Annotated in this window: 24 protein-coding genes and 1 other annotated feature; of the genes, 14 read left to right on the plus strand and 10 right to left on the minus strand. The window is 40.3% G+C overall.

Annotated features, from left to right (window positions below; genetic code table 11):
- Window positions 1-95: 95 nt before the first annotated feature.
- A complete protein-coding gene (locus H5114_RS06985) occupies window positions 96-884 on the minus strand; it encodes an inner membrane protein YpjD (RefSeq protein ID WP_124017117.1) in 789 nt (262 codons plus the stop codon).
- A 283-nt stretch (window positions 885-1,167) separates the two neighbouring features.
- On the opposite strand from H5114_RS06985, the gene ffh reads away from it, so the two are divergent.
- The 8 genes from ffh (at window position 1,168) to H5114_RS07025 (ending at window position 7,981) form a co-directional block, all read left to right on the plus strand.
- Window positions 1,168-2,541 carry a signal recognition particle protein gene (ffh, locus tag H5114_RS06990; protein ID WP_124017118.1) on the plus strand — a complete coding sequence of 458 codons (1,374 nt, stop codon included), beginning with the start codon at window positions 1,168-1,170 and terminating at the stop codon, window positions 2,539-2,541.
- 229 nt (window positions 2,542-2,770) lie between these two features.
- Window positions 2,771-3,022 (plus strand): 30S ribosomal protein S16, encoded by a 252-nt coding sequence (gene rpsP, locus H5114_RS06995; RefSeq protein WP_124017119.1) that lies wholly within the window; start codon window positions 2,771-2,773, stop codon window positions 3,020-3,022.
- A gap of 21 nt (window positions 3,023-3,043) precedes the next feature.
- Window positions 3,044-3,574: a ribosome maturation factor RimM gene (rimM, locus tag H5114_RS07000; RefSeq protein ID WP_182722528.1), complete on the plus strand. Its 531-nt coding sequence runs from the start codon at window positions 3,044-3,046 to the stop codon at window positions 3,572-3,574.
- A gap of 15 nt (window positions 3,575-3,589) precedes the next feature.
- Entirely contained in the window at window positions 3,590-4,336 is a 747-nt protein-coding gene (trmD, locus tag H5114_RS07005; RefSeq protein ID WP_124017121.1) for a tRNA (guanosine(37)-N1)-methyltransferase TrmD, read from the plus strand.
- 33 nt (window positions 4,337-4,369) lie between these two features.
- Window positions 4,370-4,723, plus strand: coding sequence for a 50S ribosomal protein L19 (rplS, locus tag H5114_RS07010; protein ID WP_011638365.1), 354 nt, complete (start codon window positions 4,370-4,372; stop codon window positions 4,721-4,723).
- Between the two features lie 377 nt (window positions 4,724-5,100).
- Window positions 5,101-6,192 (plus strand): 3-deoxy-7-phosphoheptulonate synthase, encoded by a 1,092-nt coding sequence (locus H5114_RS07015; RefSeq protein WP_124017122.1) that lies wholly within the window; start codon window positions 5,101-5,103, stop codon window positions 6,190-6,192.
- Window positions 6,193-6,203: 11 nt separating this feature from the next.
- Window positions 6,204-7,343 carry a bifunctional chorismate mutase/prephenate dehydrogenase gene (gene tyrA / locus H5114_RS07020; protein ID WP_124017123.1) on the plus strand — a complete coding sequence of 380 codons (1,140 nt, stop codon included), beginning with the start codon at window positions 6,204-6,206 and terminating at the stop codon, window positions 7,341-7,343.
- A 293-nt stretch (window positions 7,344-7,636) separates the two neighbouring features.
- Window positions 7,637-7,981, plus strand: coding sequence for a hypothetical protein (locus H5114_RS07025; RefSeq protein WP_124017124.1), 345 nt, complete (start codon window positions 7,637-7,639; stop codon window positions 7,979-7,981).
- Window positions 7,982-8,100: 119 nt separating this feature from the next.
- Here H5114_RS07025 and pheA read toward each other — a convergent pair whose 3' ends face one another.
- Window positions 8,101-10,047, minus strand: coding sequence for a prephenate dehydratase (pheA, locus tag H5114_RS07030; RefSeq protein ID WP_124017125.1), 1,947 nt, complete (start codon window positions 10,045-10,047; stop codon window positions 8,101-8,103).
- 58 nt (window positions 10,048-10,105) lie between these two features.
- Window positions 10,106-10,227 (minus strand) — a sequence feature (Phe leader region).
- Between the two features lie 124 nt (window positions 10,228-10,351).
- Entirely contained in the window at window positions 10,352-10,705 is a 354-nt protein-coding gene (hpf, locus tag H5114_RS07035) for a ribosome hibernation-promoting factor, HPF/YfiA family (RefSeq protein WP_124017126.1), read from the minus strand.
- A gap of 394 nt (window positions 10,706-11,099) precedes the next feature.
- Here hpf and H5114_RS07040 point away from each other — a divergent pair, with 394 nt between their 5' ends.
- Window positions 11,100-11,765, plus strand: a complete 666-nt coding sequence (locus tag H5114_RS07040; protein WP_182722529.1) for a cytochrome b/b6 domain-containing protein — start codon at window positions 11,100-11,102, stop codon at window positions 11,763-11,765.
- 402 nt (window positions 11,766-12,167) lie between these two features.
- Here the strand turns inward: H5114_RS07040 and H5114_RS07045 are convergent, their stop codons facing one another.
- Complete coding sequence (locus H5114_RS07045) at window positions 12,168-12,617, minus strand: cytochrome c (protein WP_124017128.1); 450 nt, start codon at window positions 12,615-12,617, stop codon at window positions 12,168-12,170.
- 268 nt (window positions 12,618-12,885) lie between these two features.
- Between H5114_RS07045 and trpR the strand changes: the two genes are divergently transcribed.
- Window positions 12,886-13,164 carry a trp operon repressor gene (gene trpR / locus H5114_RS07050; protein ID WP_182722530.1) on the plus strand — a complete coding sequence of 93 codons (279 nt, stop codon included), beginning with the start codon at window positions 12,886-12,888 and terminating at the stop codon, window positions 13,162-13,164.
- Window positions 13,165-13,461: 297 nt separating this feature from the next.
- Here the strand turns inward: trpR and H5114_RS07055 are convergent, their stop codons facing one another.
- The gene (locus tag H5114_RS07055) at window positions 13,462-13,839 is read right to left on the minus strand and encodes a hypothetical protein (RefSeq protein WP_124017130.1); all 378 of its coding nucleotides are present in this window, start codon (window positions 13,837-13,839) and stop codon (window positions 13,462-13,464) included.
- Window positions 13,840-14,108: 269 nt separating this feature from the next.
- Window positions 14,109-14,675, minus strand: a complete 567-nt coding sequence (gene slyD, locus H5114_RS07060) for a peptidylprolyl isomerase (RefSeq protein ID WP_182722531.1) — start codon at window positions 14,673-14,675, stop codon at window positions 14,109-14,111.
- Window positions 14,676-15,402: 727 nt separating this feature from the next.
- Between slyD and thrA the strand changes: the two genes are divergently transcribed.
- From thrA to H5114_RS07080, 4 genes are all read left to right on the plus strand, one after another.
- On the plus strand, window positions 15,403-17,871 hold the full coding sequence (thrA, locus tag H5114_RS07065) for a bifunctional aspartate kinase/homoserine dehydrogenase I (protein WP_182722532.1): 2,469 nt from the start codon (window positions 15,403-15,405) through the stop codon (window positions 17,869-17,871).
- Window positions 17,868-18,827 carry a homoserine kinase gene (thrB, locus tag H5114_RS07070; RefSeq protein ID WP_182722533.1) on the plus strand — a complete coding sequence of 320 codons (960 nt, stop codon included), beginning with the start codon at window positions 17,868-17,870 and terminating at the stop codon, window positions 18,825-18,827. The genes thrA and thrB overlap by 4 nt, the downstream gene beginning before the upstream one ends.
- A 48-nt stretch (window positions 18,828-18,875) precedes the next feature.
- The gene (thrC, locus tag H5114_RS07075) at window positions 18,876-20,159 is read left to right on the plus strand and encodes a threonine synthase (protein WP_182722534.1); all 1,284 of its coding nucleotides are present in this window, start codon (window positions 18,876-18,878) and stop codon (window positions 20,157-20,159) included.
- A 178-nt stretch (window positions 20,160-20,337) separates the two neighbouring features.
- Entirely contained in the window at window positions 20,338-20,880 is a 543-nt protein-coding gene (locus tag H5114_RS07080) for a hemerythrin domain-containing protein (protein ID WP_124017135.1), read from the plus strand.
- A gap of 134 nt (window positions 20,881-21,014) precedes the next feature.
- On the opposite strand, the gene H5114_RS07085 is transcribed toward H5114_RS07080, so the two are convergent.
- From H5114_RS07085 to H5114_RS07100, 4 genes are all read right to left on the minus strand, one after another.
- Window positions 21,015-21,200: a DUF3545 family protein gene (locus H5114_RS07085; RefSeq protein ID WP_124017136.1), complete on the minus strand. Its 186-nt coding sequence runs from the start codon at window positions 21,198-21,200 to the stop codon at window positions 21,015-21,017.
- 254 nt (window positions 21,201-21,454) lie between these two features.
- A complete protein-coding gene (gene pgi / locus H5114_RS07090; protein ID WP_182722535.1) occupies window positions 21,455-23,092 on the minus strand; it encodes a glucose-6-phosphate isomerase in 1,638 nt (545 codons plus the stop codon).
- 15 nt (window positions 23,093-23,107) lie between these two features.
- Entirely contained in the window at window positions 23,108-24,061 is a 954-nt protein-coding gene (gene tal / locus H5114_RS07095) for a transaldolase (protein WP_124017138.1), read from the minus strand.
- Between the two features lie 296 nt (window positions 24,062-24,357).
- Window positions 24,358-25,491 (minus strand): OmpA family protein, encoded by a 1,134-nt coding sequence (locus H5114_RS07100; RefSeq protein WP_259395255.1) that lies wholly within the window; start codon window positions 25,489-25,491, stop codon window positions 24,358-24,360.
- Window positions 25,492-25,564: the final 73 nt, after the last annotated feature.

The following is a 25,564-nucleotide window of genomic DNA, read 5'->3' on the forward strand; positions in this document are numbered from 1 at the left end:
AACGGCCATTATTTATTATTGGCCGTTAGAGTCAAGTTATCTCGGTTATTTTTAAATTGTATAGATTAGGCTATACACGTTAAAAATAATTAAAATTAGTTTAATATCAATTCCTTAACAATCCTTGCACCAAAATATGCAAGTGAAAGTAAACTCGCGCCAGATAAGCTGTAAATCACTGCGGTGCGGATCCTACAGCCGACAGTATATTGTTGCCACAACATAACAGCGTAAACCACCCAAGCGATTATTGATAATATGGCCTTGTGCCCTTTACCGTCACCGAACATATCTTCTAAAAAGATAAAGCCAGTTACCAGCGATAAACTCAGTAAAATAAATCCAATAATGATTAGATGATAAAGCTGTTTTTCTACCGTCATTAATGGCGGCATAGCAGGGCTCATCATCATCTGTTTTTTCTTCAGTTTATTCTGGATGAATAACAGTTGAATGGCGTACATAGCCGCTATCATCAATGCGCTGTAGGCCATTAATGATAATACTACATGGGCTAGGAGCTCCGGGTGTATTTCAAAGTGAGTAATAAACTGCGGTGGCACTAACCATAGAAGTGCTACAGAGATAATTGAACAGGCATACACAACGGGTACAACAATGATGACTTTAAGTCGAGGCATTGTGATGGTGAACGTTAATGCAATAATCCAGTTAACCAAGGAGATCACATTAGTTAAACTAAAGTTTTGTCCATCGACGGTAAACACTGCATTCGAAAGCGCAAACCCGTGCATGATGACGGCAATACCAGAAGCCACCATAACGGCCTTACGATTAGGCCCTTCAACATGAAAAAGTCGGCTCGTTACTAAAACCAATGCTAAACAATAAAAAAGCATGGCTGCCGCGGAAAAAATAACCATTTAGAATCAACCTATCTTAGTCGTTAATGCTGAAAAAACTGCGCCTGAGTAATGAACAATACTATTAAAGCATGACCTTTTCATTATTTGTATTAGATTAACATGATCACGGCCTAACATGGCAGTGACCTAAGACCCAAAATTTAACAGTTTCATCGCGTTTTCGATAATTATTTTGTACAAAATTGGCTAGTGTTTGAGTTCTTCACGTTGCAAGTATCGTAATTTAGAGTGGCTTGGGTATAATGGGCGCAATTATTGTTATGCTTAAAAGAGCCGCTCAATGTTTGAGAATTTATCTGACAGACTGTCACGCACACTAAAAAATATTAGTGGCCGTGGTCGCTTAACAGAAGACAACATTAAAGAAACTCTGCGTGAAGTGCGTATGGCGCTGCTTGAGGCGGATGTCGCTTTACCTGTTGTTAGAGACTTCGTTAACAGCGTAAAAGAACGCGCTGTGGGTCAAGAAGTGTCAAAAAGCTTAAGCCCAGGGCAAGCTTTTATCAAAATTGTTCAAAACGAACTTGAAAAAGCCATGGGCGAGGCGAATGAAGCCCTCGATCTCGCGGCCATTCCTCCAGCTGTAATCATGATGGCGGGTCTTCAAGGCGCAGGTAAAACGACCTCGGTTGCCAAATTAGGTAAGTTTTTACGCACACGCCATAAAAAATCGGTACTTGTGGTCAGTGCGGATGTTTATCGTCCTGCGGCAATCAAACAACTTGAAACATTAGCAACTGAAGTCGACGTTGAATTCTTTCCGTCTGATGTGAGCCAAAAGCCAGTTGATATTGCTAAAGCAGCAATCACTTATGCAAAATTAAAATTCATTGATGTGGTTATTGTCGATACAGCAGGTCGTCTGCATGTTGATGAAGCCATGATGGATGAAATCAAGCAGCTACATGCTACTGTAAACCCAATAGAGACATTATTTGTCGTCGATGCCATGACAGGGCAAGATGCGGCCAACACGGCTAAAGCATTTAATGAAGCTTTACCTTTAACGGGGGTTATCTTAACTAAAGTTGACGGTGATGCTCGCGGTGGTGCTGCTTTATCTATCCGCAGTATTACCGGTAAGCCGATTAAGTTTTTAGGTGTTGGTGAAAAAACCGATGCATTAGAGCCTTTCCACCCAGACCGAATTGCTTCGCGTATTCTCGGTATGGGTGACGTATTGTCATTAATTGAAGAAGTTGAACGCGGTGTCGATAAAGACAAAGCGATGAAACTGGCTTCAAAAGTAAAATCAGGTGGCAGTTTCGACCTAGAAGATTTTCGTGAGCAATTACAGCAAATGAAAAACATGGGTGGAATGATGAACATGCTTGAGAAGCTTCCTGGTGTGGGTCAATTACCACCAGAAGCATTAGCTCAGGTTCAAGACGGTAAGATGACTGGACAAATGGAAGCCATCATTAATTCGATGACCGCCAAAGAGCGTAAAAACCCAGATTTGATTAAAGGGTCGCGTAAACGTAGAATCGCTGGCGGTTCTGGGACTCAAATTCAAGATGTAAACCGCTTATTAAAGCAATTTACCCAAATGCAGAAAATGATGAAAAAGATGTCTGCAAAAGGTGGAATGAAGAAGATGATGCGTGGAATGGGTGGAATGTTACCGCCTGGAATGAAGTTTCCGGGCCGATAATATAAGCATCTTTCGAGTGCTAAATTAGTTAATTTTAAATTCAATCAGTTGGTTAGGTTATATTTTTGACTTTATTACAACAAAACGGGTGAGCTAAAAATCATCAGTTTTGGTTGCATTAGTTCAAAAGTCAGGTAAAATCTTCCGGCTTTCTTTCTGGGACTCTTTGCGAACACGGAGTTCCAGTTTTTATTTTTGCTTCTAGCAAATCATTAGAGGAATAAAACGCATGGTTACCATTCGTTTAGCTCGTGGCGGCGCAAAAAAGCGTCCATTTTACAATATCGTTGTTGCTGATAGCCGCAATGCTCGTGACGGTCGTTTCATCGAACGTGTAGGTTTTTTCAATCCATTGGCTCGTGGCCAAGAAGAAACATTACGTTTAGATCTTGATCGTGTTGAGCACTGGGTTGCTACTGGCGCTGCAACATCTGACCGTGTTGCAAAACTGATCAAAGACGCGCGTAAAGCTGTTGCTTAATTGCGTATAAGGTATAGATAGATGAGTAGTAACCAAGAGCTAGTTGTACTGGGAAAGTTAGGCTCCAGTCATGGTATTAAAGGTTGGCTAAAAATCACTTCCTATACCGATTCTGTTGAAGGTATTTTCGATTATTCGCCTTGGCTTATAAAAGAACAAGGCGTTTGGCGTGAAGTTAAGGTTGCTCAGTGGCGTTTTCAAGGTAAAGCTGTTGTGGCTGAACTTGAGGGTGTTGCTACCAGAGAAGATGCGCAAATGCTCACAAATTGTGAGATTGCTATCAAGTCTGAGCAAATGAAAGAATTGGATGACAGTGAATTCTATCATCGTGATCTTATCGGCTGCGAAGTGACCAATATAAACGGCTATAACATGGGTATTATTGAACAGATCGTGGAAACAGGATCAAACGATGTACTACTAGTTAAAGCTAATGCCAAAGATGCCTTCGGCAAAGCGGAACGTATGATCCCCTTTGTCCCTGAGCAGTTCATCAAACAGGTGGATTTGCAAGGGAAACAGATTTTAGTGGATTGGGATCCTGACTTCTAAGTCGAGGTACAACATATGTGGTTAGGGGTAATAACCCTGTTTCCAGAGATGTTTCGTGCTGTTACAGACTTTGGGGTTACGGGTCGAGCCGTGAAAAACGGCCTGCTTGAGTTGCAAACGTGGAATCCTCGTGATTTCACCCATGATAAACACAATACTGTAGACGATCGCCCTTATGGTGGTGGACCAGGTATGTTGATGATGGTGCAACCTTTGCGTGATGCTATCCATGCGGCAAAAGCTGCTGCAGGTGATAGGGCAAAAGTGATTTATCTGTCTCCTCAGGGACGCAAGCTGGATCAGCAAGGCGTTACTGAGTTAGCTAAATCAGAGAGTTTGATTTTAGTGTGTGGTCGATACGAAGGTGTTGATGAGCGCATTATTCAAACTGAAGTAGATGAAGAATGGTCTATCGGTGATTACGTACTTTCGGGTGGCGAGTTACCGGCAATGACATTAATCGATTCAGTGGCTCGTTTAGTACCTGGTGTACTTGGCAAGCAAGCGTCAGCAGAGCAAGATTCTTTCTCTGATGGCCTACTGGATTGTCCTCATTATACTCGCCCTGAACAATTGGATGGTCTTGACGTACCCGCAGTGCTGTTAAGCGGTGACCACGAAAAAATTAGACTCTGGCGTTTACAACAAAGTATCGGAAGAACTTTTTTGAGACGGCCAGAATTATTTGAAAATCTAGCTCTGACTGACGAACAATCGACTTTATTAGCGCAGTTCGTGAATGAAACGGACAAGTCCGCATAGTCAACGCTCAGTTATTACTAGGATGGAGTAATTATGAACAACATCATTAAAATGCTCAACGATGAGCAAATGAAAACAGATGTACCTGATTTTGGTGCTGGTGATACAGTAGTAGTTCAAGTACGTGTTAAAGAAGGTGAAAAAGAGCGTCTTCAGGCTTTTGAAGGTTTGGTCATCGCTAAGCGTAACCGTGGTCTGCATTCAGCATTCACAGTACGTAAAATCTCTAATGGTGAAGGTGTTGAGCGTGCTTTCCAGACGCATAGCCCGTTAATTGCTAGCATCGAAGTTAAGCGTCGCGGTCGTGTACGTCGTGCTAAACTGTACTATTTACGTGAGCGTTCAGGTAAGTCTGCACGTATCCGTGAAAAATTGGCAACTAAGTAATAGTTACCGATACAGAATAAAGATGCAGTGTTCGCACAAAAAACCGCCGAAAGGCGGTTTTTTGTTTGTAGCGCTTTAAAAAAGTAAAGATCAAAAACAGTTCCGGGTTAGCGATAAGAGTGACCTAACCATAATAAGATATAAGCGGATCCCGTAATTAATGTCGTTTAGATGTATCGTTTTGTATAAAAAATCATCGATTAAATGATTTTTAACTTTTTGTATAAATAACCCTTGCCCTAATGCCATGGCACAGGCATAGTTGCTTTTAACTTGTAATGGTGTAGCGTTACAGTGTTACTGAGTTTAGCCATCAGATATCTAGAATATTAATCTATTAGTGACCTTAGGTCTGTCGTCAAAAGAGAGTGATAAGTATGCAACAAGATACCATTAATAATGTGCACATTAGTTCAGAGCAAGTGCTAGTCACTCCTGCAGAGTTAAAGCAAGAACTACCATTATCAACTCATGCTTATCAATATATCCTTAATGCACGCAAGCAAGTATCAGATATTGTTCATAAACGGGATAATCGCGTGCTTGTGGTCACTGGACCTTGTTCTATTCATGATATTGCAGCAGCAAAAGAGTATGCATTAAAACTTAAAAAGTTACATGATGAGCTCAGCGATGACTTTTACATTTTAATGCGAGTTTATTTCGAAAAGCCTCGTACAACAGTGGGCTGGAAGGGCTTGATTAACGATCCTGACATGGATGAGTCATTTGATGTAGAGAAAGGTCTTAGAATGGCTCGTGAGCTGATGATTTGGCTTGCTGAGCTTGAACTACCCATTGCTACTGAGGCACTTGATCCGATAAGCCCGCAGTATATGTCTGAGTTAGTTACTTGGTCAGCTATTGGCGCAAGAACCACTGAATCTCAGACTCATCGTGAAATGGCTTCAGGTCTATCAATGCCTGTTGGTTTTAAAAATGGTACCGATGGCAAATTGGAGGTGGCTATTAATGCACTTAAATCTGCTGCTAGTAGTCATCGCTTTATGGGGATTAACCAAGAGGGCCAAGTGTCATTACTACAAACTGCTGGTAACCCTGATGGTCATATTATTTTACGTGGTGGCTTATCTCCAAATTATGACGCGCACAGTGTTGCTGAAAGTGAGGCTCAAATTCATAAAGCCAAGCTCAGTGCTCGGTTAGTTATTGACTGTAGTCACGGTAATTCATCAAAAGATCATTTACGTCAAAAAAACGTTTGTGAAGATGTATTTAATCAAATTGAAGCAGGTAATAAATCTATCATCGGTGTTATGCTTGAAAGTAACCTCAATCAAGGTAATCAGAGTTCAGATAAACCCTTAGCAGAGCTAAAATATGGTGTTTCTGTTACTGACGCCTGCATTGACTGGGAAACCACTGAAACTATTTTAAGACAAGGCGCTAACCAGTTGTCTGTAGTGTTACCAACACGTTTTGATTCGCTGCAGGTCGTCAACGGTTAATGGATAAACAGATGAATGAAAAAACCACAGCAGGCCTAGAGCATCTTCGTGATTTAATTGATGGCGTTGATCAACAATTACTGCATTTATTACGTAAACGCCTTGATTTAGTTGCACAAGTTGGCGCAGTAAAACATGCCGCTGGTGTGCCTATTTATGCTCCACAACGTGAAGCCTCCATGTTAGCAAAGCGGCGAAATGAAGCGCAAAGCATGAACATTTCACCACAGTTAATTGAAGATATATTACGCCGGCTTATGCGTGAATCTTATTTAAATGAGAAAGATGTTGGTTTCAAGCAGGTTAAACAAGATCTGGGTCATGTGGTGATAGTCGGTGGTCAGGGCAAACTTGGACAGCTATTTAGCCAGATGTTAGTTCTTTCTGGTTATGAAGTTAAAAGTATCGATAAAAATGATTGGCAAGAGGCCGCAGCTATTTTCTCTGGGGCTGGACTGGTGATTGTTACCGTGCCTATAAATGTGACTTGCGAGGTTATTCGCGAAAAATTAACTCAGTTACCTGACAATTGTATTTTAGCTGATCTTACTTCAATTAAAGAAGAGCCCGTAGCAGCAATGTTAGCAGCCCATAGCGGTCCAGTGGTCGGTCTACATCCGATGTTTGGTCCTGATGTTGGCAGTCTTGCTAAACAAGTGGTGGTAGTGTGTCATGGTCGTCATCAAGAGGCCTACCAGTGGTTGCTACAGCAGATTGAGATTTGGGGGGCTCGTATTGTCGAAGCTGAAGCCGAACGTCATGATAAAGCCATGCAACTAGTGCAAGCTATGCGTCACTTTTCAACCTTTGTATATGGTGTCAACCTGTGTAAAGAAGAAGCTGATATTGGAAATCTACTGCAATTTAGCTCACCTATTTATCGCTTAGAGTTGGCCATGGTTGGACGTTTATTTGCTCAAGATCCTGAGCTTTATGCCGATATCATATTTGCACAAGCTGGTAGTCAACATGCGATAAGTGATTATCTTGATAATTATCGTGATGCATTAACCATGTTGCAAACTGGAAATAGACAAGCCTTTGTTGAGCAATTTCAGCGAGTGGCAAAATGGTTTGGTGATTTTGCTCCTCAGTTCCAACACGAAAGTCGCGCCATGTTGCAATCTGTTAACGATATGAAAAGCAGTTAACTTGTATTTGGGGTACTAAACCGTTTTCAAATTTGTTTTACCCCATCATTATTGTTGTATTGAACAGTAGAAAACAAACAGATGCAGTGGTGTAGGGTTCGGTAAAATCACTTACTTTTATTTCTTTACTGTCTTTTTGTATTCCGAATCGAAGTGAATTGCTGTTAAATGAAGCATTATTAATTAATCTAAATATTGCGAAATAGTGACACAAAGCTTATGTTTAACTAGCACTGTAGTGTAATAAAACCGTGTTAGCTCAGTAAACGTAGTTGCATTTGGAGGATAACCCTATGTCGATGATGCCATCGAATACACTGCCTATTCAACAGGTTGAAGATAATTCCTTAGGGCATTTTCTTTATGGTTTAATGAGTGCCTTTCCATTGTTTTTTGTTCCCGTATTATTGAGCCTTTGGTTTAATTTGATCCAGAAAAATATTAATCCAGATTCTGTGCTAGGTAGTCATTTACGCTGGCAACGCATGAGTATTATCGGCCTGTGTCCATTTTTTATTGCCGGTTATTGGTTAAGTCCATTATGGTTAAGTTTACCAATGTACATCCTTGGTGTTAGTTGGTTTAGTTATCGTATTTTCAAAGGCTGGATCAGTCTTAATGATGGTCTTGCAGTTTAAGTAAAAGAAGCGACTAGTGAAGCAAAATGCCGAGATAATATCTCGGCATTTTTATTGTCTTGAGTGAAGGTCGGCTCACGATAAAATAGTTTGATAACCTTTAACTCATAGTAGATGTTTTATTTTATCTGGTATAAGTCGTGGAGCAACTCAGCATATGACAACTGCGTTTGATGGATAATAATGATGCCATCGGCTTTTAGCTGTTTTACGGCAATCGCATTAGTGCTCAGCAGTGCAGCATTACAGCTAAAACAAGTATTAACAATAACGGGTAAATGACTGCGTAGTTTAACTTCAACTAGCCCCGCTAAATCGAGGCTTAACTGCTCAGGATGAGTAAAACTTCGCACACCTGACTCACATAGGCCTAATTGTTGATTACCGTGGCTAAGGACCGTATCGGCGGCTTGTAGCCAATCGTCAACACTAGCCATGGTATTTCGCTCTAATATCACCGGCAAATTGACTGAACCAATTAAGGTTAACATGTCGGTGTTATACATTTGTTTACCGCTCAAAATCAACATGTCTGCTAATTGGCTTGCGATACTAAACTCTTGTTCATGATCTACTTGCATTATGCATACTAAACCGGCTTGCTCAATCACTTGTGCATGCTGTTTTAGCTCTTGTTCATTCAGTTGTTGCTTTAAATCGTTGAGCAAAATAGCTTGAAAACCTGATTCTTTGATAATCTTAGCTTGGGTGGCTAGTTCGGTATTATCTATCGGCAAATTAATTTGCTGTAATGCACTAAACTGTCCGGCACCTATTTGTAAATGTTGGCAAAATAACTGAGTGTCTTGTGATTTATAGTCGCGTGAATGCTTTGCTTGGCTATTGGGTAAAGACTTGATTGGTTGTTGTTTTGAACTGCCTGGTTCAATCAATAGCTGGGCTTGCGATAGCTGGGTTGGTTTAACCGTTTCACAGGGGTAGCAGCCTAATACTTTAATAAAACGGGTAAGGCGTTCTAGCTCTTTAATCGCTTGTTGAACTTCTGCTGTGGCTAAGTTGCCATCAATGTCGAGATAAAACATCTCTTCCCATGGCGTTCCTGGAATAGGGCGAGATTCTAATTTACTCATATTCAAATTATGCGCTTTAAGAACCAGTAATGCTTCTACCAATGCACCAGGCTTTTGTCCTGTTGCCATGATTAAGGTGGTTTTAGCGGGTAATTGAGACGGTACTGCAGAGGCTTTGCGGGCGACAACGATAAACCGACTTTGGTTAATCTTTTGGTTTGCTAAACCTTGTTCCATTGCAATCAGTTGATATAAGGCTCCGCCTTCTGCACTGCCTATTGCTGCGACAGTGTTACTCTTTGCTTCGATAACTTTTGTCATTGCCTCAGCACTACTGGAGCAATATTCAAGTTTAATATTAGGATGCTGGCTTAAATAACGACTACATTGGCTAATTGGCTGCGGATGCGCATAGATAGTTTCTATATCAGCTAGCTTACTGTCAGGTTTCGTGAGTAAACAGTGACTGACTTCAATGGTTGTTTCGCCGACAATCGATAGCGTTGTATGTTGCAGCACGTCATACACTTCATTGATAGATCCTGAAGAGGTATTTTCAATCGGCAGAAAGCCGTAATCAGCATGACCAGACTCGACGGCATTAACGATGTCATCAAAACTTTTACAGCCAAAATCGAGCATTTCTACTTGGCGACGAGAGCAGTAACGGCTAGCTGCTAAGTATGAATAAGAGCCTCTCGCTCCTAAATAAGCCACAGTATATTGTTGTTTTTGAGTGTCTGGATTTGCTCTGCCGTGAAGATAGGTTTGTTGAAATAACACTGAGTCTTCAATAATACTTTGATAAAGGGAGATGACAAAGTGAGCATCAAGACCTTGTTCTCGACCTTGTAGCACGAGTCTTTCGAGCAGTTCTTTTTCTCTTTGAGTGTCTCGTATTGGCCTAACATCAATTTCTTTGCTGCGAGCTACATTTAAGCTTAATTGGCGGCGTTTAGATAATAACTCTAATAGCGCTTTATCAAGAGCAGTGATCTGTTCGCGAGTTTGACTTAACGCGGGTGGTTTTTGCATATAGACCTCAATATAACGCTACATACTGGTGTATTGATTCATACAGCAGTGCTTATAAGACAAAAAAGCCTCCCATTTGGGAGGCTTTAGAATTTTCATTTTCGTTTTTACACAGAAAATCCGCCTCCAAGGGTGGGCTGAATAAAAAAGAAAATAAAAAGGCTGAATATATTTTTGTTCATGGGTTAAAACTAAAGCCCTAGCAGACTGCTGTCAATGTAATTTTATTCATTAATACAGACTTGCGTTAATTACAGACAAAAGAAAGCGCACCCGAGGGTGCGCTGGTGAGAGATAAATAACATCAAGCTGCGTTTTCCTCCTTATAGACATACTCAAATTCGCTTTCTGTGTCATTTGGTAATGATACATGGCGTTGAGCCTGGGGTTTATGGGTCAGGCGATTTAGCTGTTTTTCCAGCTTTTGTCCCATTGCAGTTATCGCTGCGTATAGGTTTTCACTTTTTGCCTGGGCGAATAAATCTCCACTAGGTAATCCAACTGATGCCTCTATTTTAAACAACTGCTTTTCTTGATTGATAATAATGTGCGGATTAATTAATTGAATATCATGTCGACTTAATTTTTCTAATCGTCCTTCGATACGTTCACGGATAAGAGCAGTGACTTCAAGTTGTTTGCTAGTGATTTTCAGCATATTTAGAACCTTCTTGTTGTTTGCTTAACTCCAGATTACCAAGATTAACCATAAGTATTGTGATCTTGATCACGTTTTAGATGGCAAAAAACATCGAACACAGCTTATTTGATCTCTTAGACATTTTTCAATAAAAAGCATTAAAATCTACTTGTGGTACGGTATAAATTGCGCCATATTTGAATAGATAAGTTGATGATATATTATTTATTTTGCTGGTATTTTAAACAAAACAGCCAAGCATCTGCCCTCAATCTCCGTAATCCGCTCAAAATGCTTATTTTGCTGAGCAAATATTTCCAACATTAAACACAATACTCTTAATGATGTGATTTAATTCATTTTTGATTGGCTTATAATCGACTTATAAGCAAATTTATAAGGGCTGTTATTAGTGAGTATAGAACAACAAAAAATAAAGGTATGGGATTTTCCAACCCGTTTTTTTCATTGGGCCATGGTGTCTTTAGTTGGCGGGTTATGGTGGACAGCTGAAATAGGAGAAATGCAGTGGCATCAGATACTAGCGTACCTGTTGATGACACTGATTATATTTAGATTAATTTGGGGCTTTATAGGAAGCGATACCGCTAAGTTTACACATTTTTTTGTTGCACCTAAAAAAGTTATTGCTTACGCAAAAGCACAACCCAAACCCAAGTCGATAGGCCATAATCCACTAGGTGGGTATATGGTCATTTTATTGTTAAGCATCATTATGCTGCAATTAATTAGCGGATTATTTGCTACCGATGATATTTTTACCGAAGGTCCATTGATGCATCTTGTATCGTCAGATACAGCAGGATGGTTAACTTGGTTACATAAAACCAATTTCAATATTATTTTAGCTATGGCCGCGATTCATATCATTGCGGTAGTTGTCCATGTCGCTAAAGGTGACAATATACTTAAAGCAATGTTAAGTGGTTATAAACTGGCTAGCAAGCAGATAACCCCACCTAGCTTACGTTCGCCTTGGATAGCGTTAATTATCGTATTAGCCATATTTGTCTGTGTATGGTGGTGGTTGCTTGAACCTGTAGTCAGTTATTTATAAATTTATATTAGGGTTTGTTGATTTTTTTAGTTTTTGCTGCGAATTGTTGGTATGTAGTTGAAGTTGTCAGTGATTAAGCCGGGTGCTTTGTTGTGTCGTCATTTGACATGAAAAGCCAATGCCCTAGTAGAAATGACCAACAAACATTACCCTAAGGTGTAGGTTAAAAGCGTGTTTTTCTGTGTTGAGCGAAATGCTGCTTAGATTGCTAGGTAGTGTTCCATTTGCTTCATTATCTCATGTTTATCTCGAACGAAATCCAACCAAAAACTCATCGATCACTCGTTAATCAGCAATGAAAAAGCCCATATGCATGGGCTTTACTCTTTTGGGTTACAGGTCTGAACGACTTATTGCTTGCTTAAACTAATCGATTTAAATCTTGTTCAGCTCCAAGTAACTTTAGTCTTTTTTGTAAACGTCGTGACAACCTTTACAACTTTTACCAGTGTTAGCAAAAGCTTGTTTAATACTGTTCTCATTACTTGTTTTAGCTGCAATAGCTAACGCTGCGGCATTATCTTGGAATGCAGTCATTTTGCTATCAAAGTCAGCCTTATCTTGCCAAATTTTTGCAAGAGCTTCAGTATCGCCTTTATCAGAACCGTCAATAAAACCTTCATGCGGTAGTTTTGATAGTGCGGCAACATTATCTGCACGAGAACTAAACACCGCTGCATCAAAAGGTTTTTTACCTTTTAGCATCGCGCCCATATCACCAAAGTTATAAGCAATTAAGCCGAAAGCAGCTTGACGGTATTCAATGGCATCAGCTGTTTCTTTGAAATTATTCGCAAATACAGCAGGAATCATCATTGCGGTAACCGCAACTGTTAGTAATATCTTTTTCATCGTTATCCTTCACTTTTTGTTGATGGTACCGGTTCCATAAGCACTAATACTCATTAGTCATGCTTAATATTAAGCTAGCGTGTTCTAACGTTTGCCACTTAGCCAAATATTTAGCGCTAAGTTTCAGTGTATTAGTCTTTATTCTACACAATTTTATTATCATTTTGCGATATGTTTTATTACATGTTTATCAACGGCTGTTTTTGCTAATTTGCGTAGTTCCTTGATACACTTGTAATGTCTAGGCATTACTATAAAGAGAAATACAATGCGTGCCAATTGGAATTTAGTGGTAGAAAAAATTTTAACTCATGCTAACGAAGATGATTTATCTGTGTTGTTTCAATTATTATTAACGGAAGAAGAGCGCAGCGCTGTTTCTGGGCGTTTACAGGTATTTCAAACCTTATTGGCGGGGGAATTAAGTCAAAGACAAATCGCAGCAGAGCATCAGGTCAGTATTGCAACCATTACACGTTGTTCAAATTATTTAAAAAATATGTCTGTAAAACAAAGAGATTCAGTCAAAAAATTAATTTTAGACTAGTTTCTTTTGTTAGAAATATTCTTTATTAATCATATTATCAGAGCTTTTTTGTTATCGATAACAGATAGCATTGCTGTTCAATGGTTGTTCATATCATTAATTGTAGAATTACCAAAATGACCAGCACAAATAAATAGTCTCATTAACTTACTGTGTCTGATTGGGGGAGGAGTACAGCTCATTGGTATTCGAATGGCTTTCATTATCTTGGATGTGCTTAGCTCAGATTGTAACGAGATAACTAATTTATCGCCCCAATTGAGCTGTTCTATTTTATCCAGTATTTACCAATACAGCTTATTGACTGATGCTTCTCGGGAGTCTGTGGTGACGATAGCTTGAGCGTCTCAAGATTAGGTAAACACCATAAGTGATTAAACACAACGCAAACAGTGTGCTGGAGTCTCTAGGGTAAAAGCGATAAAGGCTCACAGCGGTTAACACATAGATAAATGGCATCAATCCATAGAGTGTTTCAGGGATTAAGCCTGATTTTCTCTTACGTTTAGCATCAGTGCGACGGTTTTTGGACCTCAGGTTATAGATATGTGCACCATACAAATACACAACAACAGAGGCAATCAGGGCATAGTTAGGTTCAAGCAAAAAAATACTGACACAGCCTATAACCATGTAAGAGAAAGGTAATAATTCGTATAGCGGTTTAATTAACATAAGCACTCCGTCGCTACGTATTAATTATTATATTTGTTGTCAACTAGTGAGGATCGCACTCCAAATAATCCATAAAGGGAGTCGCAATAAATCTAACTAATTGATGCGAGTAAATTAATGCTACTAATTTAGTTAGTGTAACCTAAATAAAAAGGCACTGACTAGTTAATAGACAATGCCTTGAGGTTTTTCAATCTTTCTACTGACAAATAGACTTTAAACATAACACCAGATAAGGTCTATTGGTCAAATAATTTATGCGTGACGAATTAACGACAGCCGCAACCGCCATTACCATCACAGCCAGGTTTTTCTGAACCACATGATTCATGATTGTGGTCATGTCCGTGCTCATGGCTGCCACAACCGCCTTCAGCATGGATATGACCATGAGAAAGTTCTTCAGCTGTCGCTTCTCTTACTGCAATGACTTCAACACTAAAATGCAGTGACTGACCTGCTAATGGATGATTTCCATCAACAACAATAACATCGTCTTTGACTTCAATCACTTGAACTGGGCGTTGGCCCATTTCAGTTTCAGCGATAAAACGCATACCCGGAACAATGTCTTCGACATCACCAAATGCACTGACAGGAACTTCTTGCTTTAAGCCAGGATGATATTCGCCATAAGCCTGTTCAGCAGGGATTTTCGCCTCGATAGTTTCACCGACAGTTTTACCTTCTAAAACTGATTCAAGTCCAGGAATTAAATTTTCAGTACCATGTAAGTAAACCATAGGCTCACTTTCAAATGAACTTTCAACTAATAAACCTTGCTCATCAGATAAGCGGTAATGAATAGTGACCGCCGCATGTTTTGTAATTTTCATATCGCCTCCAATTGTGATGTGTGCATGATAGCGTATTTTGCTATCAAGCTGCGATGGCTAACATCAGTTTTTGCTTATTCAATCACAGCTTTTTGTATTTTGTCTTATGCTGCAGGTTTAATTACCTGAATCCTGAAAATAAATCAGTATGTTTGTCATAGCGTTGCAAAGGCTTCTCGTTTACTTTTCTGGTATCTCTATCGACAGTCGACTATCAGGGATTTAATCATTTTGTTAATTATATAGTACTGTATATATTATATTTTATTGTTTTTGTCTTTTCTGTTGACGTTTACGTTAAGGTGGAAAATCGCTATTGATTATCGTTACCAGTGGTGACTTGTAACGTTATGAAACCTCTTTACTCAGAAAATCAACTTAGCCTAAAAAATAACTTGTAAATAAACTGTAAGCAGGGGTTGACAACCTTAGGTAAAAAAAGTGATTCTGTTAGCCAAGGAAAATCAGATTGTTGAATCTGATTCAATAATTATCAGCAGTTAACATTTATTATAAAAAGAGAATCATCAAATGTTTACCCTCATGCTCGTTGTAATTACTACCATTACAACCACCACTATTACCATAGTGGGGGCGGGCTGATTACACCCTAAAAGATTTGTACAACAAGCCCGCTTCTAACATTTGAAGCGGGCTTTTTTGTTTTAATTCTAATCATTTGGTTTTAATTTAATGTTGTCACTCTATTAGTGACATGGAGATTGACATGAAAGTAATGAAATTTGGTGGAACATCACTAGCGAATTGGTCTCGTTTTTCTATGGCGGCAGACATTATTGCTGATACTGCATTAACGGAATCTGTTGCGACTGTACTTTCTGCTCCTGCCACTGTGACCAATGCGCTTTTAGAAATGGTCGATATTGCCGTTAATCAGCAAGATTACCAGCCAGTATTAGACCATATTAGTTCAGTCTATAGTGGACTCTTTTCAGATGCCGCAGCATCACTGATCACGTCTTCTCAGCATCAGTTGCTGGTTGAAAAACTAGCCGTACAAATGCAAGTTTGGCAAGACAAACTGTATGGGATTAAATTACTAGGTGAATGCCCTGACAGTGTCCGCGCTGAAATCGTAGTCACAGGTGAACGATTGTCGGCGGCATTAATGGAGCAAGTGATGTTGGCAAAAGGCATAACTTCAGCACAACTTGATCCTGTTGCGCTATTTTTAGCTCACGGACAGCCGTTGGAGTCTGTGGTTGATATCACAGTCAGTAAACTACGTTTTGCTTTACTTAAGCTTGAACAATGTCGCGTATGGGTTATGCCTGGTTTTACTGCTGCAGATGCTCATGGCAAAGTGGTGACATTAGGTCGTAATGGTTCTGATTATTCCGCTGCTGTGCTGGCGGCCTGTTTAGATGCCTCTAGTTGTGAGATTTGGACTGACGTTGATGGGGTTTATAATACTGACCCGCGAGTAGTTGTTGATGCAAAATTATTATCACAATTAAGCTATCAAGAGGCGATGGAATTATCTTATTTTGGTGCCAAAGTGTTGCACCCTAAAACTATTGCACCGATTGCTCAGTATCATATCCCTTGTTATATCAAAAACAGTTTTAATCCATCTGCCCCTGGCACGTTAGTGTCTAATGACGATGATAAAACTGGTTTACAAGTTAAAGCTATTTCAAACCTTGATAATCAAACCATGTTTAACGTTTCTGGTCCTGGTATGAAAGGCATGGTTGGCATGGCAAGCCGAACATTAGCGGTTATTTCTCGCAGTGGTATTTCAGTATCTCTAATTACTCAAAGCTCATCTGAGTACAGTATCAGTTTCTGTGTAGCCACTTCAGATGCCAATAAAGCGAAATGGGCATTAGAGCAAGAGTTTGAACTAGAAATTAAGAGTGAATTACTTGAACCAATAGAGTTACGTCATGACCTGTCGATTGTGTCTCTGATCGGCGATGGCATGAAAACCCACAAGGGAGTCGCGGCTAAGTTTTTTACCGCGTTAGCTAAAGCCAGCGTCAATATTGTTGCTATTGCGCAAGGTTCATCAGAGCGTTCTATTTCAACGGTTATCCAACAGAAGAAAACTAAACATGCCATTGGCGCATGTCATCAAGCCTTTTTTGATGTACAGCAGTATCTCGATGTATTTTTAGTTGGCAGCGGTAATGTGGGGGCGGGTTTATTAGAACAAATTAAGCAACAAGGCTCGATGCTAAAAGATCAGCACATTAGCATTCGTGTTTGTGGCATTGCTAACTCTCGTCAGATGATATTAAACAGTGAAGGTTTTGAGCTTACTGAATGGCAATCATTATTGGCCGAAAAAGGTCAACCATATGATTTAGCTAAGTTGCTGCAGTGGGGTCAAGAACAACAATTGCTTAACCCTGTGTTGGTTGATTGCACTTCGAGCGAGTTAGTGTCAGATCGTTATCTTGATGTCATGAATGCCGGCTTCCATGTTGTGACACCCAATAAAAAGTCTAATACTCGTGATTATGCTTACTATCAAGAACTGCGTAAAACCGCGTTAACTCAGCGCCGTCAATTTTTATATGAAACCACGGTTGGTGCTGGTTTGCCTGTCATCGATAACCTGAAAAAGCTCATGTACGCGGGAGATAAACTACATAAGTTTAACGGTATATTATCTGGGTCGTTATCGTATATCTTTGGCATGTTAGATGAAGGTATGAGCTTATCGCAAGCAACAGCCATTGCTCGTGATAAGTGTTTTACTGAACCCGATCCTCGCGATGATCTCAGCGGTATGGACGTTGCGCGTAAGGTATTAATTTTAGCCCGTGAAGTCGGTCTACCTCTAGAGCTTGAGGACATTCATGTCGAGTCGGTATTGCCTGTAGGTTTTGATGACTCTGGTGATGTAAATCAATTTATGGCTAATCTGCCTTCATTAGATGCAGAAATATCAGCCCGAGTCGCAGCAGCAAAAGCCGAAGGTAAAGTACTGCGTTATGTTGGCCAAATCGATGAAGGCCAATGCCATGTCAGAATTATTGAAGTGGATGCAACTAATCCGCTTTATAGTGTTAAAGGTGGCGAGAATGCCCTAGCATTTTATAGCCGTTATTATCAGCCGATCCCGTTCGTGTTAAGAGGTTATGGTGCAGGAACTGAAGTGACAGCAGCTGGCGCCTTTGCAGACGTGCTAAGAACCCTAAATTGGACTCGTGAGGTTGGATTATGAAGCAAACGTTAAAGGTAAGCCAAGACACGCTTACGGTTTATGCGCCTGCATCAATGGGCAACGTGGGGGTGGGATTTGATTTGCTTGGTGCTGCCTTAGCGCCAATCGATGGATCGTTACTGGGTGATAGGGTAATAATTAGTAGTGCGGTTAGCGGCATCAGTTATAGTCAGGTGGGTGAATGGGCGCATAAGCTACCCGCTGACGGCAAAGACAATATCGTTTATCAATGTGCGGAGTTCTTTTTAGATAAATTACAAAGACATGATGGAGTGACTATCTGCCTAGAAAAAAACCTTCCTGTAAGCAGTGGCTTAGGCTCAAGTGCAAGCTCTGTTGTTGCCGCATTATATGCTCTAAATGAACATTTTGGACTGCCGTTTGACCAGCAAGCTTTGTTAGCTTTGATGGGCGAATTTGAAGGTAAAATATCGGGTAGTGTGCATTACGACAATGTGGCACCTTGCTATTTAGGAGGCATGCAATTGATGCTTAACTCTGATAAGCAAGCATGTGCAACCATCCCGAGCTTTGACAATTGGTATTGGGTGGTCGCGTATCCTGGTATCTCGTTATCGACTGCCAAAATGCGCGCATTACTACCTCAACAATATGATAAATCGGTTGCGATTGATTTTGGTCGATACTTGAGTGCTTTTGTTCACGCAAGTTATCGGCAAGATGCAGCATTAGCGATTGAAATGCTAAAAGATGTTTTAGCTGAGCCTTATCGTGCCGCAGCGATTCCAGGTTATACGGATGCTCGGGCAGCATTAACTGACTTAGGCATGCTCACAACAGGTATCTCTGGCAGTGGTCCAACACTGTTTAGTGTAACTGACGATTTAGCCACTGCAGAAAAAGCCAAAGTTTGGTTAATGGAGCATTATATCTCTGAGCCAGGTGGCTTTGCTCATATTTGTAAATTAGATCAACTCGGCACGCGCTGCGTGTAACGTTTAATTTTTCGCATTACTTATATTGAAATTTAAAAGGCAGTCGCAATGGAATTATATAACTTAAAACACCCATCGCAGGTAGTAAACTTCAGTCAAGCCGTCCAGCTTGGCTTAGGTAAAGACAGAGGATTATTTTTCCCAACATCGATTCCGGTGCTAGCCGATATGGATGCATTATTGGCATTACCTTTTGCTGAGCGCAGTAAAAAAGTGTTGGGTGCATGGTTAGCCGATGAGCTGGGGCAGGACAGTGTAGATACACTGGTTGATAAAGCATTTACCTTTGATGTGCCACTCGTTAAGGTTGACGATAAGCGTGCTTGTTTAGAGCTTTTTCATGGTCCAACCTTAGCATTCAAAGATTTTGGTGCTCGATTTATGGCGCAATGCATCGGCTTACTTGCTGAAAACAAAAAACTGACTATTTTAACGGCGACATCCGGTGATACTGGTGCCGCAGTAGCGGATGCATTTTACGGTTTAGATAACGTCAACGTGATGGTGTTGTATCCCAAAGGTAAAATCAGTGAACTGCAAGAAAAAATGTTTACTACTTTAGGTCAAAATATCCATACGGTGGCGGTAACCTCTGACTTTGATGCGTGTCAGCATCTTGTAAAACAAGCATTTGATGACAGCAATATTCGCGAAGATTTAGCCTTAAATTCGGCGAACTCAATTAATATTAGCCGTTTGTTAGCCCAGATCTGTTATTACTTCGAAGCGGTAGCGCAAGCCAAGCAAGCTGGACAAGATGATATTGTATTGTCCGTACCCAGTGGTAACTTTGGTAATTTAACCGCAGGTTTATTTGCTAAAGCCATGGGCCTCCCCATTAAACGCTTTATTGCCGCCACTAACAGTAATGATACTGTACCGCGTTACCTTGTCGACGGAGAATGGCAGCCGCATAAAACAGTGGCAACCATGTCAAATGCTATGGATGTGTCTGAACCGAGTAACTGGCCTCGTGTTGAGGCTATTTGCGCGCAGATGGGGTGGCCGCTATCATTGGTTACTGGTGTTGCACTTTCAGAGTTTGATACTCGTGCCGCATTGCTTCAGTTATATCAGGCTGGCTATCAATCTGAGCCACATGCCGCTATCGCAGCCCATGCATTAACTATAGGTCTGGAGAGTAACGAAACCGGTATATTTCTTGGTACTGCCCATCCTGCTAAGTTTAAGGATGTGGTTGACCGTGAGTTATCGATTAATTTGTCCTTGCCTCCTGAATTGGCTGCAGTTGCACAAAAAGATATCTTGTCAGCGCAGTTACCAGCAGACTTTGAACAGCTTAAGTCACATATGTTTGCAGTATTAAAATAGTTTTTTGCAATATCTAGCACCTTATATCGATCAAATCGCTACAAGGTGTTTTTTATATTTCAATAATATGATCTTAATCATACCCCAAAAGCTTTATACCAGTGTAGATTAGTAAATAGTGCATTTTTGACTATTATTTAAACATTATCGTTTGGTAAATAGATTACGGGAGAAGACTATGTTGCAACGTTTAATGCACGACCATAAGCATATTGCTATTTTGTTGAATATTCTTTCCAATAAATTGACTCGATTGGCAGATGGCCAAGGAGTCAATTTTAATCTGGTTAGAGATATTGTTGAGTACATGCAGAGTTATGCAGAACACAGCCATCATCCTTTGGAAGACATTATTTTCGATTACTATAGTAATAAAACCGGCCAGGCAAATAGTGGCCAGTTGTATAATGAACATCATCGTTTAGCTGAAGCATCTAGCGCGTTAGTTTATAGCTTGAACATGATCTTATCTGATGTGGTGATTTCACGAGATCAACTTGTTAAAGATCTGCAAGAATATATCGAACTTCAAGAGAAGCATATGCAGTACGAAGAGCGGGATGTGTTTCCGAATTTTGTTAACGTGTTTGATGAAAAGGATTGGCAAAAAGTCACCGTATTATGTGAAAAACGCTTAATTGAAGACCCATTATTCAATGACAGCAATAAAACGGTTTTTGAAGATTTACGTGCCTATATTGAGCATGCAGACAATAAATAAAATGTTTTACTTTGATGAAGAGATATTGAAAGTTATCAATGCCTAATCTGACACGATTTTGTTAAACAAAAAGAGCGCATTAAGCGCTCTTTTAATTGATTTTATCGTTAGGCTTTAATGGTGATATAACCCAATTAAAGCACTAGTGTGTTAACATCAAAATCGAATGAATCATCAATATCTTGCAGTTCCCTAAGCAAACGCTGTTTATCCTTAATGGCTTCAATCTCACGCCATTTGCGTTTTTTAGGCGAACTTTTTGAGCGGCTTGGTCTTTCAACAACTTCGTCTAGCGCACCACCATAGTCTAATCGATCCATGGTAACCTCCCTTTTATTATGATGTCTCTGCAGATAAGTATCATATAACAGCTATAGGATGCAACACTTGTGTTTCATTAGTGTTACATGTCAGCTGTTTTTTTATGCTTCATATTGATGTTTTTAGCTAGTGATTAACGATGTTAATAAATGATCAATAAATACATATCCTGAACATAAAAAAACACCCTCAAGACTATTGAGGGTGTTTTGATACAAAGGCTTTGTGGGCGAGCGTTAATTTGCCTCAGGCGTTAAAGGTTTCCCTGACGATAAAGGTTGATCAACGCATTACTTGATGAGTCTAATTGTGTTGCCGCTTCTTTAGCACCAATACGCTCCAACACATCATTACCTAGCTGCTTGCCGAGCTCCACTCCCCATTGATCAAATGAGTTGATTTGCCATATTGCACCTTGAACAAATGTTTTATGTTCATATAGCGCAATCAACGCGCCTAAGGTCGTTGGCGTCAGTTTATTCATTAATAAAGTATTACTGGGTTTGTTACCTGACATGACCTTATGTTTAGCAATAAGCGGTATTTGAGCCGCGTCTAATGAACTATTACTCAGTTCTGCTAGTGCTTCATCATAAGTTCGGCCTTGCATTAACGCTTGAGTTTGTCCAAAGCAGTTTGATGCAAGTTGGTCATGATGCTCACCTAACGGATTATGGCTCTGAAGTGGCATGATAAAGTCCGCAGGGATCAGTGATGTTCCTTGATGCAGTAACTGGTGGTAAGCATGTTGTCCATTAGTACCTTCACCGCCCCAAATAACAGGACCCGTGCTGTAATCAACATCACTACCGTCTAAGGTGACAGATTTTCCATTACTTTCCATATCTAATTGCTGGAAATAAGCAGGCAGACCGCGTAGATAATGATCATAAGTCAAAATGACGTGTGCTTGAGCACCATGGAAGTTGCCGTACAACACCGATAGCATTGCCATGATCACTGGCATATTCTGTTCGACAGGTGAAGTGGAAAAATGCTCATCCATTTGATGTGCGCCATCCAGCAAGGCTTTAAAGTTATCCATGCCAATAAGTAGCGCAATAGGTAAACCAATCGCTGACCATAAAGAGTAGCGGCCGCCGACCCAGTCCCACATTGGGAATATGTTGCTAGCGTCCATGCCAAACTCTGTTGCTTTAGTCACATTTGATGTCACGGCAACAAAGTGCTTAGCGACATCTTGTTGGCCTGCACCTTGGGCTAAAAACCAGTCTTTAGCGCTCAGAGTATTAGTGAGTGTCTCTTGGGTACTGAATGATTTCGATGACATCACAAACAAGGTTGTTTCAGCGTTGAGATTTTTTAGCTTTTCACAAATAGAGGTCGCATCAACATTGGCAACAAAATGACAGTTAAGTCCTTCTTGCCAATAGGGTCTTAGCGCTTGTGATACAATTTTGGGGCCAAGGAATGAACCTCCAATACCAATACTCACAATGTCAGTAATCGCTTTACCTGTATAACCTTTCCACTCCCCAGATTGAACAGAGCCAACAAATTTAGCCATTTTAGCTAATGTTTGTTGTATTTCAGGAACGATGTTCGCCCCTTCAGCCATGATAGTTTGAGTTGATTTACTGCGCAGTGCAGTATGTAATACCGAGCGTTGTTCAGTGTTGTTAATCACATCACCATTAAACATCGCGGTAATTTTATCACTCAGTTTTGCTTCTTTAGCGAGAGAGAATAGCAGCTTAAGTGTTTCATCGTTCACACGGTTTTTAGAATAATCTAAAAACAGACCACAAGCTGCAACGCTCATTTGTTCAAAACGTTGTGGGTTTTGGGCAAATAATTCGCGCATGTGAGGTAGTTGACTTGAATGCGTTTGTAGCGCTTTCCAAGTCGTGCTTTGAGTCAGTGTAGTCACGAGTAAAGCCTCCAACTAGCTTAATTTTGTCTTTAGCATAACTTCTAGTTTGCCTTGATCGATGGCAAAGTTACGAATCCCTTCAGCTAATTTATCCACAGCCATTGGATCTTCATTAAATGCCCAGCGGAACTGTGCTTCAGTGAGTGCTGCCGGAGCCGAATGTGTTGCTGCAGTTGCCACTAACTTTTCGCTGATTTCAATATCAGTATTCGCTAGCTCTTCTAGTAACGCAGGGCCAATTGTTAGACGATCACAACCAGCAAGCTCAATAATTTCACCGATATTTCTGAAACTGGCACCCATTACAACAGTGTTATAGCCGTGCTGCTTGTAGTAGTTATATATCTCAGTAACAGAGACTACTCCAGGATCGGTTTGTGCGGTGTAATCTTGACCTGTGTCTTTTTTATACCAATCTAAGATGCGACCAACAAAAGGTGAAATCAAGTATACACCAGCTTCGGCACAAGCTCTTGCTTGAGCAAAGCTAAATAGTAATGTTAGATTGCAGTTTATCCCTTCTTGTTCAAGTTCTTTTGCAGCGCAAATACCTTCCCAAGTTGAAGCTAGTTTTATCAGAATACGCGATTTGTCTATACCAGCGTCTTGGTATAATTTGATTAGCTTGTGCGCTTTGTCAATTGAGCCTTGTTTGTCAAATGATAAGCGTGCATCGACTTCCGTTGAGATACGGCCTGGTACTAGCTTTAAAATTTCAACGCCAATATTGACAGCCAGTTTATCACCAGCATCTTCGATCTGTTGTTCAACATTTTGGCTTTGGGTTTTTGCCCATTCAATCGCATTTTCGATAAGAAAAGCGTATTCAGGGATTTGTGAGGCTTTCAAGATTAGCGACGGGTTAGTTGTGGCATCTTCAGGCTGATAACGCTTAATTGCCTCTATGTCGCCAGTATCAGCAACGATGGTAGTGAATGATTTGAGTTGCGCGAGTGCATTGGCCATGGAAATTTCCTCTCGATAAGCAATGAAAATAGATCAATGCCTTTATTAGAAGCGATTTTAGGGATTATTCCAACTTTATTTGTAAAAAAATTACCAAATTTTCCGTTATTTTCGCTTATTTAAAGCCATTATTGTCGTTAAATAGACAGAATTGGTTAGTTTATACGGTGCAGAGTTCCAATTCTATTACCTGAATGTCAGTGTCAGCCACTGTTGTAAGGCTTATTAGGTTGTTCTTAAAATAAAAAAGCCGCTGCAAGCAGCGACTTTTAAAGTATAGCGTATCAATATTACAATTAACGTAATACTGCGCGTTTTTCGGTACCCGTCACGATAGCTTCGATACGACGGTTAACACGGTTAGCTTCAGCTGAGCTACCTTGCATAACAGGTTGAGTGATACCGTAACCAACAGCATTGATTCTGCTTTTGCTAATGCCATACTTTGTGTTCAGTGCATTTGCAACCGCTACAGCACGACGCTCAGAAAGCTTCATGTTGTATTCTGCTTTACCTACGTTAGACGCATGGCCTCCGATAGATACAGTATGTTGTGGGTATTTGTTCATGAAATCTGCTAGTTTTTCTAAATCAGCAAATGAGCCGGCACGGATCTCTGCTGAGTCATTAGCAAACAAAATACCACCTAAGTCATGCTTAGTGGTGATGTTTTCATAAACAGTACAACCTGTAGCATCAACTTTGTGTGTTGAAGGAGTATTTGGACATTTGTCCATGTCGTCATTAACACCATCTTTGTCTGCATCACCAGGTGTTACAGCAACAATTGGAGCCACTATTGGAGCAGCCACTGGAGCAGGAGCGCTAGTACCGAAACGATAACTTAGAGCTAGCCCCCAATAGTTACTTTCCATTTTTAAGTTGTTTAATGCGTCAGCGTCTAAATTTTCGTAACGACGATATTTCGCTTCTAACTTAAGATTGTCAGTAAAGTTATAACCAACACCAGCACCAGCAAATAAACCAACCCCAGAATCACTTAATTTCTGGCCATTCACTGTTTGTTGGTTTTCTAATAGGTAGCTATAAGTACCTATTTCTGATGATAGGCTCCACTTGTCTGCAAGTGGATAAAAACCAACAACACCTAAACTAACACCGGTAGCACCGACATCGTAGCTCTTATTATCGTAATTAGTCCATTCTGCGCGGCCAAGGTCACGATAACCTAATTCAATTCCGATGTATTCGTTAAATAAATAGCCACCAAATACGTCCCAAGCATATGGGTCATCTTCACCACACACTTTCATGGTTTTTTGGTCACAGTTTGGTTCATAGTTATTGACGCCTAAACCACCACCAACGTACCAAGGTGTTAATTCTTGAGCAGCAGATGCAGCGAAAGGCAACATAGATGTGAGTAATACTACTTTTAATGTGTTCTTCATCATATTTTTATAGTCCATTGTTATTTTACTCCACCAAATATGCATGTAACGGAGTTGTTATCTTCATGCATTGCTGACGCTTAATGTGGTG

The sequence above is a fragment of the Shewanella sp. SR43-8 genome (assembly GCF_014163775.1).
GTDB classification, from domain to species: Bacteria; Pseudomonadota; Gammaproteobacteria; order Enterobacterales; family Shewanellaceae; genus Shewanella; species Shewanella vesiculosa.

What these genes read in the sequence shown, in the direction of transcription:
- tyrA (WP_124017123.1), top strand. Translation starts at nt 6,204, where the DNA reads ATGAATGAAAAAACCACAGCAGGCCTAGAGCATCTTCGTGATTTAATT.
- rpsP (WP_124017119.1), top strand. Translation starts at nt 2,771, where the DNA reads ATGGTTACCATTCGTTTAGCTCGTGGCGGCGCAAAAAAGCGTCCATTT.
- trmD (WP_124017121.1), top strand. Translation starts at nt 3,590, where the DNA reads ATGTGGTTAGGGGTAATAACCCTGTTTCCAGAGATGTTTCGTGCTGTT.
- trpR (WP_182722530.1), top strand. Translation starts at nt 12,886, where the DNA reads ATGCGTGCCAATTGGAATTTAGTGGTAGAAAAAATTTTAACTCATGCT.
- pheA (WP_124017125.1), bottom strand. Translation starts at nt 10,047, where the DNA reads ATGCAAAAACCACCCGCGTTAAGTCAAACTCGCGAACAGATCACTGCT.
- H5114_RS07055 (WP_124017130.1), bottom strand. Translation starts at nt 13,839, where the DNA reads ATGTTAATTAAACCGCTATACGAATTATTACCTTTCTCTTACATGGTT.
- thrB (WP_182722533.1), top strand. Translation starts at nt 17,868, where the DNA reads ATGAAGCAAACGTTAAAGGTAAGCCAAGACACGCTTACGGTTTATGCG.
- H5114_RS07015 (WP_124017122.1), top strand. Translation starts at nt 5,101, where the DNA reads ATGCAACAAGATACCATTAATAATGTGCACATTAGTTCAGAGCAAGTG.
- rimM (WP_182722528.1), top strand. Translation starts at nt 3,044, where the DNA reads ATGAGTAGTAACCAAGAGCTAGTTGTACTGGGAAAGTTAGGCTCCAGT.
- rplS (WP_011638365.1), top strand. Translation starts at nt 4,370, where the DNA reads ATGAACAACATCATTAAAATGCTCAACGATGAGCAAATGAAAACAGAT.
- H5114_RS07080 (WP_124017135.1), top strand. Translation starts at nt 20,338, where the DNA reads ATGTTGCAACGTTTAATGCACGACCATAAGCATATTGCTATTTTGTTG.
- hpf (WP_124017126.1), bottom strand. Translation starts at nt 10,705, where the DNA reads ATGCTGAAAATCACTAGCAAACAACTTGAAGTCACTGCTCTTATCCGT.
- thrA (WP_182722532.1), top strand. Translation starts at nt 15,403, where the DNA reads ATGAAAGTAATGAAATTTGGTGGAACATCACTAGCGAATTGGTCTCGT.
- slyD (WP_182722531.1), bottom strand. Translation starts at nt 14,675, where the DNA reads ATGAAAATTACAAAACATGCGGCGGTCACTATTCATTACCGCTTATCT.
- ffh (WP_124017118.1), top strand. Translation starts at nt 1,168, where the DNA reads ATGTTTGAGAATTTATCTGACAGACTGTCACGCACACTAAAAAATATT.
- tal (WP_124017138.1), bottom strand. Translation starts at nt 24,061, where the DNA reads ATGGCCAATGCACTCGCGCAACTCAAATCATTCACTACCATCGTTGCT.
- thrC (WP_182722534.1), top strand. Translation starts at nt 18,876, where the DNA reads ATGGAATTATATAACTTAAAACACCCATCGCAGGTAGTAAACTTCAGT.
- H5114_RS06985 (WP_124017117.1), bottom strand. Translation starts at nt 884, where the DNA reads ATGGTTATTTTTTCCGCGGCAGCCATGCTTTTTTATTGTTTAGCATTG.
- H5114_RS07045 (WP_124017128.1), bottom strand. Translation starts at nt 12,617, where the DNA reads ATGAAAAAGATATTACTAACAGTTGCGGTTACCGCAATGATGATTCCT.
- H5114_RS07085 (WP_124017136.1), bottom strand. Translation starts at nt 21,200, where the DNA reads ATGGATCGATTAGACTATGGTGGTGCGCTAGACGAAGTTGTTGAAAGA.
- H5114_RS07025 (WP_124017124.1), top strand. Translation starts at nt 7,637, where the DNA reads ATGTCGATGATGCCATCGAATACACTGCCTATTCAACAGGTTGAAGAT.
- H5114_RS07100 (WP_259395255.1), bottom strand. Translation starts at nt 25,491, where the DNA reads ATGGACTATAAAAATATGATGAAGAACACATTAAAAGTAGTATTACTC.